We start from the raw sequence: 12,095 nt of genomic DNA, 5'->3' as shown, positions 1-12,095 counted from the left end.
AATAAACGCTCCTGTCAACTTAATTGATGACACACCCTAGTAAAAATGCTTTAGCTATAACTAATACAAGATTTTGGATATGTATAAATTGCATTTCTGTGAATTCATACATTAATTGCTCTTCGTAGTGTATATATGTCTGCTATTTTTACTAATCCTTATCCCGAATTAACGTAAATTGTATTGCCATAACAAATATTTCGTTTAGTGTAATCTGACATTACATTACCATGTAAAATTTAACTCTGCGAGTGAAAAATGTAAGATACGAGTGAAAATATGCAAATGAACAAGCAAGAAACGTAGTTTCTATATTGCGTATAGCCTGATTCTCTGGAATGCAGTCTATAACCGGGGGTTCCTTGTGCTTAACCTGTCTTCGACTCTTGTACTAGTTACTTTTTGTATCGTTTATTGTTGGTTTGGTAGGCTACGGGGTTATTATAAATAGATCGCTGTCGCTGTTTATTACAGTTAATAAGGCTGATTCAGAAAAAAATTTTAAGAAAGTTCATCTAATGCTTGACTGTGTTTTGCAATTTTAGCATCATGACAAATTAAGTAACTTATATGGTATGGGAAATTTATGTTAAGTAGTGAAGAACAAAGCACTAATACAACAACAAATCATATGCACGAAGCTTTGCAACAAAAACAAAAACTTCAGCAAAAGAAAGCTAGATTGATTATTGAAGAGATCAACTTTAAAATTAAAGAACGAAAGATGCGTACTCGTCATTTGATAGAAATGGGAGGATTAGTTGCTAAAGCTGAGTTGGACAACTTACCTACTAATAGCTTATTTGGTGCTTTAATTTCTTTAAAGAATGAGATAACAAAACACCCTGATACTGAAGAACGTTGGACAAAAATTGGCAAAGATATTTTTGATCAAGAAGAGAAAAACAGATCGGCTGTTATATTAAAGTTTACCTCTAAACCCGAAGAATCCATTCGTATTCATATCAGGCAACACGGACTGAAATGGAATGCCCTGCGAAAAGAGTGGTATGGCTATATTACCGATATGCAATCCTTGAAAAATGGCTTGCTTGATATAGAATATCAACTAGAAATAGTGTCGTCAGAAACATAAAATATGCCTAGGTGAACATTTCTTTTTAATGGGTGATTTCATCGTTGTTTTCGTCCTCGAATCCTCATGTACATTTAGTACACTGCGGTTTTTGCTTAGCACGTTAATTCGGGATAAGGATTAGTAAAAATAGCAGACATATATATACTACGAAGAGCAATTAATGTATGAATTCACAGAAATGCAATTTATACATATCCAAAATCTTGTATTAGTTATAGCTAAAGCATTTTTACTAATCCTTATCCCGAATTGACGTTTAGCGAAAACGCCTATAAATCTCCACATTAAAGAGAAATGTTTACCTAATTGGTCTCAAGTTTTTTTTGTAATGTAATTTAAATCTTGAGACTAAACTTCAATTTATAATATAATATATAGATAATCATAACTAATAGTAAAATAGCGTATGATCAATGGAGTACAAATAATATATCCGCTATTAATTACAGTAATAATAATTCTTGTAGTAAAATCATTAGAATATAAGGTGAAATTGTATGATCAAGGTCAAAGACTATATCAATTTTACATTGATAGCAAATTTATCAATGCCTTAATAGTTAGTCATTTACAGCAATCAAATCATTTTAAGTCATCAATAATCAGAAAAATTAAGGATTATTTTCAATTAGACGATGTTTTGATAGTAAAATATAGTGATTTGCAACAGGGTGATATAATAAACAAAAAAAGTTGTTTGTCACAAGAACAGTTACAAGAAATTATGTCATCCTATTATGATGATTATAATAAACAAGTTAAGCAACTAGATAACTCTCCGGTTCTCCTGAATTTTCTAACAACTGATTATGCAGAATATATATTATATATATTTTTTGCCCAAAAAATTGACCAAGAAAGTATTATTTGTATTCAGAAACAAGCTAATGAAATTAGTAGAGCTGAAATTGTTCCTTTAAGCACTGCTATTCATCTGCTTAAAATATTTCTCGATTTTACTTACAAAAAAGATATTTAATGTCTGATAGACCGATACTGTTACTAAATTAACTTATAAAACTTTAATTTTCTAGAATGACACAAGAAGCAATTATAATACCTGAAATACAGGAAAATAATTATAGTTTTAGTGAAGTTGTAAATAAGTTGTCTTGTCAAAAACAAATTATTCAAATCCGAAAATAAATTAGCTTTAGCAACCTGTTGTTTCAACGCTTATTGACAACTACCATGTCTGTCGAAAAAAGACCTGTTCTTATCAAAAATATCAAGTAATCGAATTAAAAATAAAAAAAACTTAGTGACATCATTTCTAGTGTTCGCTACTCATCTTCGAGACGAAAAAGTGCTTGAAACGTCTAAAGATTTATTTTTTATAACTATTTGCTCATCGGCTTACTCTTCTTTTAATACTTCTATTTCTTTTTTTAACTGTTCTATTTTTTCAAGGGTTAGTTTTGTATATTTAGCTATTTTTTCCATTGGCTCATTATCAATTAACATTTCTTTTGCTGTAGCTATAGCATTTTCTTCAATACCTTCAGCTTTACCTTCAGCTTTGCCTCTAGCTTCACCTCTAGCTTCACCTCTAGCTTCACCTCTAGCTTCAGCATCTTCAATTTTTTGCAGTTCTACCGCTAAATTATCAAGACGAGTTTTAACTATTTTCTCATAGGTACGTAATTCTTCTTCACTCCAGTTAGCTTGGTCTACAGCATTAAAGGCTCTCCTAATAATTTCATCCTTACCTATTAACTGCTCTATTTCTTCTAATGTTAATGTACTATCTCCTGCATGCTTAAAAAAATACATCCACTTCTCTTCAATAGTTTTTAGCTCTTTAATAGTTTTTTTAAATTTTGCCAACTCTAAAAAAACAAAATGAAAATCTTTTAAATCATTGGCATAGGTCTCTGTCTCTAAAATACGATGTTCTGATTTCCAATGTTTTCTATCGCTAAACATCACAAAATCCGCTATTGCTAAAAATATTACTCCTTTTAATTTAGCGTATACTGCCATTTTCTTGTGTTTCTCATCTTCCTCTAGTCTTTGCTGAGAGTATGCTTTAGCTGCATAATATTGCGCTCTTTTTTCAAATCCTATATGTTTACTTACCTGCATCTCTACGATTATTTGATTGCCGTTTTGATCTTGACATAGCACATCAATAATAGATTGCCTATATGCAGCAATATCAGGGTCTTGGATAGTTGGTAAAAACGTTACACTAGTTATTTTCTCATTTCCTTCAAACTTTAGAACATCATTTAAAAAATGAACAAGTATATCTTTATTCTTTTCCGTACCAAAGATTTGATGAAAACAAAAGTCATTTTTAGGATCAAGAAACTTTTCTAAAGCCATATAATATAACCTCGTAATTATTACTAAATGTTGCCTTTATTTATCTGATTCATTAGTATTTTTAGCACCATCGATATTATTAACTCCATCATCTCTTGACGCCTGCGAGCATATATATAGGAACAATGCCCGGTATCCTTCAAGAAAGGCAGTGTAATCACTTTCTTGCCGAAAGTTGCTGCGATACACACCACTTAATTGAGCCAAATCTTCTAATACTATTCTACCATCTTTTCCACTAAAAATCTGCAAATAAATTGATTTTAATTGCTCTTTTGTTAGTAAATTTGATGGGGATGAGGAGTTAATTGTTAATAATGTTCCAAAAATTTTTTAGCTGCTATTTGATTGACCATTATCTTTTTAAACAATGCATCATGTTTTAGTTGATTTGACATATTTTTTTTGTTCTTATTTAATAACTCTTATTCCACGATTTTGCTTTATTTCTGATGCTTGCTTTAGCTCATTACTTATTTCCTTACCTATTATTGATTGTGGGTTGATATATTGCATCACTCGTTTATCTTTGGCTATGGCAGCTAAGTAATCTTCTGCTACTGGATAGAGTTTACCTTTAAAATCATCTATTACTATATCACAAAATTTAACAGCACTAAGATTATAATTAGGATCAAACTTATTTTTCATTATTTGTAAGTCTTTTGTTATTTTCTGCTCAATAGCTTTAGAACAACTATCATTACTATAGCTAATAAAAGACTCTATGCCTTTTTCCTTATATATTTGTAAGGCTGTACTGATATTCTCTTTGGTAGTAAATCTTTCCAATGATTTTATCTGCTGTTGAAACTCCTGCAACACATTATTATTTGTTGATTTTCCAAGTTCTAGTTCTATATATTTGATTTGTGATTGATTATTATCAGCCTTACTATTGTCAATTGGTTTTAATGACTCAGTAAATTTAATTGTTTTTTCGTTTAGTGTTTCATTTGTTGTTAATTTTGCTATTTCAGGTTCTATAAGATTTTTAATAGACTCTGTCCCTTTAGTTTTGAGCATATCGTTAAAATCCCCTATATCTTGCGGCATTATTACCGATACTACTGCCCCTTTATTTGCTAATTGTTCTTTAGCTTTAGTGGCAATATTAACTGATATGGCACTTTGTCCATCATTATCGGCAGCAATAATTATCTTCTCGCCTGTTGTAGGCTGATAATTCTTGATATTATTTATCCCTAAGCTACAGATGATTTTACCTTTAATGCCTGCTTCCTGCAAGCTTAAAGCTGTTTCTTAAAGCTGTTTCTACTCCTTCTGCTATAATTGTTATATTATTCCTTAACTTATACTCCTGTTGATTATCTTGTTGAATTTCCACAAAAGAACCACTAATTTTACCAAATGAACGTTTATTAACGGCAATATCAGCTTTAGCACCTGTTTCTTTATTTAAATAGATCGATTGTCCACCAGTGATTCTACCTTCTTGATCTCGTGCAAAGGCAATTAAGGCTGGATAATATTGTTTGCTTCCATTATCCCACATCACGTCAATTCGGGATAAGGGATAAGAAAGAATAGTGTAGATATAAGAGTTGCAAGGAGTTAATGCCTGTGATAAATGTTTTTGTGGAAAAAGAAATAAACACAGGCATGAAAAAAGATATCACAGAATTATATAGTTTTATAGACGATTTTTGTAAAATTTACTATGAATACGAAAAAAAGAAATTATTACCAACAGAAAAACAAAGGAATCGCCGTTGTGATATGAGTTTAAGCGAGATTATGACAATTATGGTAATGTATCATACTTCTTATGCTAAAAACTTTAAATATTTTTATAAGACTTGTATAGAATATATCCACAAAGGTGATTTCCCAAAAGCATTGAGCTATAACCGTTTTGTCGAGTTAATGCCTAGATTGTTTGTCCCACTTAATATTCTTATGCATTTGTTATTTGGCGAGGAAACAGGTAGTTATTTTATTGATGCAACGACAATCAAGGCTTGCCATAATAAAAGGCGATATAGTAATAAAATATTTAAGGGGCTAGCAAAACATAGCAAATCATCAATGGGTTATTTTTATGGGTTCAAGTTACACTTAATTATTAATGAAAAAGGACAATTTATAGCATTAAAAATGACTAAAGGAAACGTTGATACGTCAATTCGGGATAAGGATTAGTAAAAATGCTTTAGCTATAACTAATACAAGATTTTGGATATGTATAAATTGCATTTCTGTGAATTCATACATTAATTGCTCTTCGTAGTGTATATATGTCTGCTATTTTTACTAATCCTTATCCCGAATTAACGTGTTGATGATAGGATTCCAGTACCTGAGTTAACAGATGGTTTAACTGGAGTTATGTATGCAGATAAAGGATATATTAAGCAAAACTTATTCGTCAGTTTATATGAAAGAGGATTAAAAATGGTGCATGGGATTAAGAAAAATATGCCAAATAAATTAATGGATTTAAAGGAGAAGATTATGCTAAGAAAACGTAATTTAATTGAAACAGTTTTTGATTATTTAAAGAACAAAATGAACCTTGAGCATACTAGACACAGATCACCTATAAATGCTTTTGTTCATATACTTTCTACACTAGTTGCCTATTCTCTTAAGAAAAATAAACCTTCCATAAATTGCAATTTCAACTTCCCTCTAAATTATAACCTTATCCCGAATTGACGTATAACAGAAGCTTTACCACGTTTTCCTTTCATATACTGAAAGAGGTCTTTAGATAATGCCTGCTTGGTTTCGTATTCCAAACCATGCAAGGCTACATTTGCAAGCAACGGTGAAATTACCCCTCCTTGCGGAGTTCCTTTATCACTTTTATAAAATACGTCAATTCGGGATAAGGATATTGAGAACATGTAGATTAAAATCAAATTTTGTTGAAGGTTTATTTTTCTTTAATGAATAAGCAACAAGAGTAGATAATATATGGACAAAGGCATTTATTGGTGATCTATGTCTAGGGCGTGTCATCAATTAAGTTGACAATAGTGTTTGTTTGTTGTGTAATAGAGAAAAAATTAAGGATAAATTTTCTCTATGCGTCGATATGCTCTACGTGACGATCAATGGGATCGGATTAAAGATAACCTACCTGGAAGGGAAGAGTCTGTTGGCGTAACAGCCAAGGATAATCGCCTATTTGTAGAAGCGGTCTTGTATCGATATAGGGCTGGTATACCTTGGAGAGACCTACCTGAACGTTTTGGAGATTTTCGAGTGATTCACCTACGTCATTCAAGGTGGAGCAAGACAGGTGTGTGGAAAAAGGTTTTTGAGATGTTGGCTAAAGATGCTGATAACGAGTATGCCATGATTGATTCAACCATTGTTAGGAGTCATCAACATAGTGCTGGTGCTAAAAAAAAGAGTTAGAGGATGACCAAGCAATTGGACGAGGTAAAGGGGGGCTGAGTACTAAAATCCATGCCACATGTGACGCTCTAGGGAATCCAACGGGATTCCATCTTACCCCGGGTCAAGCTCATGATTTGCAAGGATCTGATGTTTTGATGAATGAATTGACGAAAGCGGATGCTGTACTTGCTGATAAGGCTTATGATGCCGATGCACGTATGCGCGATAAGCTGAAAGATAAGGGATGTACAGTTGTGATTCCCCCAAAGAAGAATCGTGTGAATCCAGCTAATTATGATAAGGATCTTTATAAAGCTAGGCATTTGATTGAGAACTTTTTTGCAAAATTGAAGCAATATAGAGCTATCGCAACACGATATGACAAAACATCTCAGAACTTTTTAGGAGCTGTTTATATGGTTTCCATGGTAATTTGCCTCAATTGATGACACACCCTAGTATGTTCAAGGTTCATTTTATTTTTTAGATAATCAAAAACTGTTTCAATTAAGTTACGCTTTCGAAGTAAGATTTTTTCTTTCAAATCCATTAATTTATTTTCCATATTCTTCTTAATTCCATGAATCATTTTTAAGCCTCTTTCATATAAATTTAAGAACAAATTTTGCTTAATATAACCTTTATCAGCTGCTATAATTCCAGTTAATCTTTTTGTTAACTCCGGTACTGGAACCCTATCATCTACATTGCCTTTGGTCACTTTTAATGCCATAAACTCCCCTTTATTATTGATTATTACATGTAATTTAAAACCATAAAAATACCCCATAGAGGATTTACTATGTTTGGCTAATCCTTTAAAAACTTTATTGCTATAACGCCTTTTATTGTGACAAGCTTTAATCGTTGTAGAGTCAATAAAATAAATACCTGTTTCTTCACCAAACAACAAATGAATCAACATATTTAGCGGTATGAATAATCGTGCCATTAATTCAACAAATCTATTATAACTCAAGGCTTTAGGGAAATCATCCTTATGCATGCACTCTATATAACTTTTATAGAAAAATTTAAAATTCTTAGCATAGGATGTATGAAACATAATTATTATTGTTAACATTTCACTTAAACTCATGCTACAACAGCGATTTCTCTGCTTATTTGATGGTAATAACTTTCTCTGTTCATACTCCAAATAAATTTTACAAAAATCATCTATAAAACTATATAATTCTGTGATATCTTTTTTCATGCCTGTAGTTTGTTTTTTTGTTTAAAAATATAAATACTGCAGGCACTCCTTTTTGACAATCCTTTTATCTATTACTATTTCATCTATATCTTATCCCGAACTGACGTAATACATAAATTATATTTTGGTGATGTATATTTGGATCTTCGGTATTTCAAAAGATGGACAAGATATGTACTAAAGAAATCAAATGATTATACAATTTATTTATTAAAAAACCCTGAGGAGGTTTCATGGAATTTATAAATAATTTAGATGATGCATTGGAAAAATGGTCTTTACTTAAACATCCATTTTATCAAGCTTGGAATAATGGTATTTTGAATAGGAATACACTGAACGTTTATGCTCAAGAATATTATCATCATGTTGCTGCTTTTCCTAGATATATCAGTCAGATTCACGCTTTATGTGCTGATATCCAGGCTAGACAAGTCTTATTAGAGAATTTAGTTGATGAAGAACAAGGTGACAATAATCATCCGGAGCTATGGTTACGTTTTATCGAAGGATTAGGTGTTTCTCGAGATGATGATAAGAATCCAAAATTTGAGTCAACAAAAAGATTGGTTAATGTTTTTTTTGAGTTAACTCAAACAGATTATTCTACTGGGCTTGGAGCATTATATGCTTATGAAAGACAAACTCCAACCGTATCAAAAGTCAAGATTGATGGTCTGAAAAAATATTATAATATTCACAATCAAAGAACCTTAGAATTTTTCGTTGTTCATGCAAAAACTGATATATGGCATACCAATGAACTTATTAAGCTGATTAACAAACTTAATAGCATAAAACAAAAACAAGTACATTATGGAGCCGTGAAGGGAGGCAAATTACTTTGGCAATTTCTTGATGGGATGGAAGGGTTATATGCAAATTCATGCCATTAAAACTCATAAAATCCAATATGGTGAGTCATTACAAACTATATTGACTCAGTATATTGCGGATTTAAAAGAAGGGGATGTTGTAGCTATAACTTCAAAAGTAATTAGTATATTAGAGGGGAGGTTTGTTAAAAAAGGTGATATTGATAAATATACATTAATTCTACAAGAGGCAGATCAAATATTAGAGACAGAAGAAAATATATATGATATTTATTTAACTCTAAAAAATGGCTTACTAATTCCATCTGCGGGTATTGATGAATCTAATGTCGATGGTGTTTATGTATTATATCCTCAAGATGTTCAGAAAACAGCCTATTGGATTTGGCAATATTTGTGCAGTAAACATAATATTCGCGATCTAGGAATTGTTATAACCGATAGTCATGCAACTATTATGAGACGAGGTGTAACTGGAATTGCTCTTGGTTGGTGTGGTTTTAGCCCCTTATATTCCTATATTGGTAAGCATGATATTTGTAATCAATCTTTAAATGTCACACAAATTAATACATTAGATTCATTAGCAGGAGCAGCTGTTTTTGTTATGGGGGAAGGCAATGAGCAAACCCCTATAACTATTATTAAGCATGCTCCTCGTATGACCTTTCTTGACAGGCCTCCATCGGAAGAGGAAAAACTTAGCATTGTCATTAGTATGGAAGAAGATTTATATGGTCCATTATTAAAATCAGCGAAATGGGTGATGAACAAATTAGGTCGCATCTGTTGTAAATGGTAGAAAATTAGGTATAGTCAAATAAAAGATATAGCTATACCATTTCATATTGGTCTATCGGCGTTATACATGTCAAAAATCACCATAAGGCATTATACGAACTTTGAGATTGTAAAAATGGCTTACTAATGCTAGGTTAGTGAATTTAGCTTCAGAATTAGCAAACAAACCTTCCTAATTTTTAATGATTTTTATTATTAATATTCAAATTTAAGTTGAGTGATTTTGCTTATTCTTTATAGGGCATCATCAAGTTAAGTGATAAAAATTTATGGATTGCATAATAGAGGGTTCTATTCTATAGAATAGTTTAATAATCACGTAACCTATTACTTATTCCTATGTACATTAGTAAGGATTCAAAGAGACATCGTTTTCCAGTTAGTATTATAAGTCATGTAATATGGTTATATCATAGGTTCAATAATAGTTACCGTGATATTCAGGAACAGACAGCTTATCGAAGAATACCATAAATCATATAATGGACTGAAGAAATTAGACAAAAAAGAGAGTAGTTAAGTTTCCGTAATAAGTTAGAAAAAAAGAGTTAAACTTAAAAGAAACAAATATGAAAAATAAGGTAAGAATTTTCAGTGCCGAAGAAAAAACAAAAATAGTGCTAGAATTATTAAAAGAGGATATTACATTATCTCAGCTATCATCGAAATATGAAGTTAATGCGAAGAGTATCCGGAATTGGAAGAGTCAATTTGTAGCAAATGCAGCATTAGCTTTTGAACCTTCTAAAGTATTGAGTGAATATCAAGAGCAAATTAATAAGCTAAAGGAACAAAATGATGAACTTGCTAAAGCACTCGGGAAAACTACTGTTGAGAGGGATTGGGCTGTGGAAAAGTTAGAAAGCTTGGACTTATCAAATAGAAAAAGTCTTGTCGAATCCAAGCTAAAGCTGTTACCAAAGGCAAGACAGTGTGAATTATTGGAAGTTAATCGTGCTTCAGTATATTATAAAGCTAAGCCCTTTAGTACAGACAATTTGAAGGTTTTAAATAATAGAATAGATGAGATATATACAGAAAATCCTGAATTTGGTTATCGTTATATTCATCAACAATTATTGGAAGATGGTTTTCTGTTGGTAAGGATCGAGTACTGAAATATATGAGGATGATGGGGATAGAGGCTATTTATCCACACAAGAAACAACTTTTCTGTAAAGGATAATCAACATCAGATTTATAGCTATTTACTTGATCAATATTGGACTAAATTTGGCACAACAAAAGAGGTACATATAGCTCAGAGTCTATAATATAGTTTGTGTAAGTTGCAAAAGAAGCAGTAAGAGATTACTGTAAAAAGAAGTAACTAAAACAAAGGGAAATTATGGCTAAAGAAATAGGTAAAACGTCAATTCGGGATAAGGATTAGTAAAAATGCTTTAGCTATAACTAATACAAGATTTTGGATATGTATAAATTGCATTTCTGTGAATTCATACATTAATTGCTCTTCGTAGTGTATATATGTCTGCTATTTTTACTAATCCTTATCCCGAATTAACGTATATTGCAAATCATTAATCAGTAAATTTTGGTCATAATCAGTAAATCCTAAAATTATTTTGTCTAGTCTAGTAATTTTCCAGCAAGTAGCAAGGCTTGTCACCTCAGATTTTAAGTGATGAGTTAATGTTGGCGGTAAATTTCTCATATTACGTTAATTCGGGATAAGGATTAGTAAAAATAGCAGACATATATACACTACGAAGAGCAATTAATGTATGAATTCACAGAAATGCAATTTATACATATCCAAAATCTTGTATTAGTTATAGCTAAAGCATTTTTACTAATCCTTATCCCGAATTAACGTATATTCTAATTTCAATGAGAGGAATATTACCCCAAGAGCCTATGTCAAAACTATCCATCGATAAATCAAGGTGATCCGTATCAAACCTAACTGGTACATCAAATTCAAAATCTGCCTTTATTTCTTCATCTCTTCTCGGAGGCTGAGCAAAGACAATTGAGCCAGTGGTAAAATCAATATCAATTTCTTCTGTTTGAACTGGACATGAATCAAGATAAATCTTGCAAAAACTATTTTTTACTGGTTTAGTTATAATTCTAGCATAAATATATCCACCACTAATATAATTTTTAACTAATTGGAATTTTTTTGTTTGACCGTCCCCTTTGCCTAATAACTGATTTATACCTTGATAATCAGACCAGTCTTTATAACGAAAACCTATAGCTCTGCCACGTCTTGCCCGGAAAAAACTTATTAGCTCTTGCCACTGGGCTTGCGTCTTGATACCACTACCAATATCATATCTGCTTCTTGCCATTTGCCAGTTAATATTACGTTGCTCATGACCACTAAATGTTGTAACTATATTAGTTGAGAATATTGGACCACCCTTAGAACCATAAGATATCTCAGGCGGAAATTGCACCTCAGCAAAACCTATCATAA

Annotated in this window: 11 protein-coding genes and 5 pseudogenes; 8 read left to right on the top strand and 8 right to left on the bottom strand. The window is 31.6% G+C overall.

Annotated elements, in window-relative coordinates; genetic code table 11:
• Positions 1-631 precede the first annotated feature (631 nt).
• Both ACN1AG_RS04870 and ACN1AG_RS04865 read left to right on the top strand, forming a co-directional pair.
• Positions 632-1,096 (top strand): conjugal transfer protein TraD, encoded by a 465-nt coding sequence (locus tag ACN1AG_RS04870; protein WP_417905594.1) that lies wholly within the window; start codon positions 632-634, stop codon positions 1,094-1,096.
• A 409-nt stretch (positions 1,097-1,505) separates the two neighbouring features.
• Positions 1,506-2,078: a hypothetical protein gene (locus ACN1AG_RS04865; RefSeq protein WP_417904537.1), complete on the top strand. Its 573-nt coding sequence runs from the start codon at positions 1,506-1,508 to the stop codon at positions 2,076-2,078.
• 377 nt (positions 2,079-2,455) lie between these two features.
• Here the strand turns inward: ACN1AG_RS04865 and ACN1AG_RS04860 are convergent, their stop codons facing one another.
• From ACN1AG_RS04860 to ACN1AG_RS04850, 3 genes and pseudogenes are all read right to left on the bottom strand, one after another.
• Positions 2,456-3,427 carry an Rpn family recombination-promoting nuclease/putative transposase gene (locus tag ACN1AG_RS04860; RefSeq protein WP_417904536.1) on the bottom strand — a complete coding sequence of 324 codons (972 nt, stop codon included), beginning with the start codon at positions 3,425-3,427 and terminating at the stop codon, positions 2,456-2,458.
• Positions 3,428-3,463: 36 nt separating this feature from the next.
• Positions 3,464-3,679 (bottom strand): hypothetical protein, encoded by a 216-nt coding sequence (locus tag ACN1AG_RS04855; protein ID WP_417904535.1) that lies wholly within the window; start codon positions 3,677-3,679, stop codon positions 3,464-3,466.
• Between the two features lie 159 nt (positions 3,680-3,838).
• A pseudogene (locus ACN1AG_RS04850) lies at positions 3,839-4,955 on the bottom strand (toprim domain-containing protein); the annotation flags it as partial.
• A gap of 95 nt (positions 4,956-5,050) precedes the next feature.
• On the opposite strand from ACN1AG_RS04850, the pseudogene ACN1AG_RS04845 reads away from it, so the two are divergent.
• Together ACN1AG_RS04845 and ACN1AG_RS04840 are read left to right on the top strand one after the other, a co-directional pair.
• Positions 5,051-5,560: pseudogene (locus ACN1AG_RS04845) on the top strand (transposase); the annotation flags it as partial.
• 165 nt (positions 5,561-5,725) lie between these two features.
• Positions 5,726-6,106: pseudogene (locus ACN1AG_RS04840) on the top strand (transposase); the annotation flags it as partial.
• Here ACN1AG_RS04840 and ACN1AG_RS04835 read toward each other — a convergent pair.
• Both ACN1AG_RS04835 and ACN1AG_RS04830 read right to left on the bottom strand, forming a co-directional pair.
• The gene (locus tag ACN1AG_RS04835; protein WP_417904534.1) at positions 6,085-6,297 is read right to left on the bottom strand and encodes a hypothetical protein; all 213 of its coding nucleotides are present in this window, start codon (positions 6,295-6,297) and stop codon (positions 6,085-6,087) included. The pseudogene ACN1AG_RS04840 and the gene ACN1AG_RS04835 sit on opposite strands and share 22 nt — an antisense overlap.
• A pseudogene (locus ACN1AG_RS04830) lies at positions 6,269-6,400 on the bottom strand (IS982 family transposase); the annotation flags it as partial. The pseudogene ACN1AG_RS04830 and the gene ACN1AG_RS04835, both read right to left, overlap by 29 nt.
• Positions 6,401-6,478: 78 nt before the next feature.
• On the opposite strand from ACN1AG_RS04830, the gene ACN1AG_RS04825 reads away from it, so the two are divergent.
• Positions 6,479-7,242, top strand: a protein-coding gene (locus ACN1AG_RS04825) for an IS5 family transposase (protein ID WP_417904533.1) whose coding sequence is annotated in 2 segments (ribosomal slippage) — positions 6,479-6,811 and positions 6,814-7,242 — 762 coding nt in all. Because the reading frame shifts where the segments join, the coding sequence is not laid out codon by codon here.
• An 8-nt stretch (positions 7,243-7,250) separates the two neighbouring features.
• On the opposite strand, the pseudogene ACN1AG_RS04820 reads toward ACN1AG_RS04825, so the two are convergent.
• Positions 7,251-8,012, bottom strand: a pseudogene (locus ACN1AG_RS04820) (IS982 family transposase); the annotation flags it as partial.
• A gap of 233 nt (positions 8,013-8,245) precedes the next feature.
• Here ACN1AG_RS04820 and ACN1AG_RS04815 point away from each other — a divergent pair.
• From ACN1AG_RS04815 to ACN1AG_RS04805, 3 genes are all read left to right on the top strand, one after another.
• Positions 8,246-8,908, top strand: coding sequence for a CADD family putative folate metabolism protein (locus tag ACN1AG_RS04815; RefSeq protein WP_417904532.1), 663 nt, complete (start codon positions 8,246-8,248; stop codon positions 8,906-8,908).
• Positions 8,889-9,650, top strand: a complete 762-nt coding sequence (locus ACN1AG_RS04810) for a coenzyme F420-0:L-glutamate ligase (RefSeq protein ID WP_417904531.1) — start codon at positions 8,889-8,891, stop codon at positions 9,648-9,650. Before ACN1AG_RS04815 ends, ACN1AG_RS04810 begins: the two co-directional genes overlap by 20 nt.
• Positions 9,651-10,218: 568 nt before the next feature.
• Complete coding sequence (locus tag ACN1AG_RS04805; protein ID WP_417904521.1) at positions 10,219-10,767, top strand: transposase; 549 nt, start codon at positions 10,219-10,221, stop codon at positions 10,765-10,767.
• A 386-nt stretch (positions 10,768-11,153) separates the two neighbouring features.
• On the opposite strand, the gene ACN1AG_RS04800 is transcribed toward ACN1AG_RS04805, so the two are convergent.
• Both ACN1AG_RS04800 and ACN1AG_RS04795 read right to left on the bottom strand, forming a co-directional pair.
• On the bottom strand, positions 11,154-11,324 hold the full coding sequence (locus ACN1AG_RS04800) for a baseplate hub protein (RefSeq protein WP_417904530.1): 171 nt from the start codon (positions 11,322-11,324) through the stop codon (positions 11,154-11,156).
• 145 nt (positions 11,325-11,469) lie between these two features.
• On the bottom strand, positions 11,470-12,093 hold the full coding sequence (locus ACN1AG_RS04795; RefSeq protein ID WP_417904529.1) for a DUF2460 domain-containing protein: 624 nt from the start codon (positions 12,091-12,093) through the stop codon (positions 11,470-11,472).
• Positions 12,094-12,095: the final 2 nt, after the last annotated feature.

This window comes from Candidatus Tisiphia endosymbiont of Micropterix aruncella (genome assembly GCF_965178575.1).
Taxonomy (GTDB): Bacteria; Pseudomonadota; Alphaproteobacteria; order Rickettsiales; family Rickettsiaceae; genus Tisiphia.
This window is presented reverse-complemented; position numbering and strand designations above follow the sequence as displayed.

What these genes read in the sequence shown, in the direction of transcription:
- ACN1AG_RS04805 (WP_417904521.1), top strand. Translation starts at nt 10,219, where the DNA reads ATGAAAAATAAGGTAAGAATTTTCAGTGCCGAAGAAAAAACAAAAATA.
- ACN1AG_RS04800 (WP_417904530.1), bottom strand. Translation starts at nt 11,324, where the DNA reads ATGAGAAATTTACCGCCAACATTAACTCATCACTTAAAATCTGAGGTG.
- ACN1AG_RS04810 (WP_417904531.1), top strand. Translation starts at nt 8,889, where the DNA reads ATGCAAATTCATGCCATTAAAACTCATAAAATCCAATATGGTGAGTCA.
- ACN1AG_RS04835 (WP_417904534.1), bottom strand. Translation starts at nt 6,297, where the DNA reads ATGTTCTCAATATCCTTATCCCGAATTGACGTATTTTATAAAAGTGAT.
- ACN1AG_RS04870 (WP_417905594.1), top strand. Translation starts at nt 632, where the DNA reads ATGCACGAAGCTTTGCAACAAAAACAAAAACTTCAGCAAAAGAAAGCT.
- ACN1AG_RS04815 (WP_417904532.1), top strand. Translation starts at nt 8,246, where the DNA reads ATGGAATTTATAAATAATTTAGATGATGCATTGGAAAAATGGTCTTTA.
- ACN1AG_RS04865 (WP_417904537.1), top strand. Translation starts at nt 1,506, where the DNA reads ATGATCAATGGAGTACAAATAATATATCCGCTATTAATTACAGTAATA.
- ACN1AG_RS04795 (WP_417904529.1), bottom strand. Translation starts at nt 12,093, where the DNA reads ATGATAGGTTTTGCTGAGGTGCAATTTCCGCCTGAGATATCTTATGGT.
- ACN1AG_RS04860 (WP_417904536.1), bottom strand. Translation starts at nt 3,427, where the DNA reads ATGGCTTTAGAAAAGTTTCTTGATCCTAAAAATGACTTTTGTTTTCAT.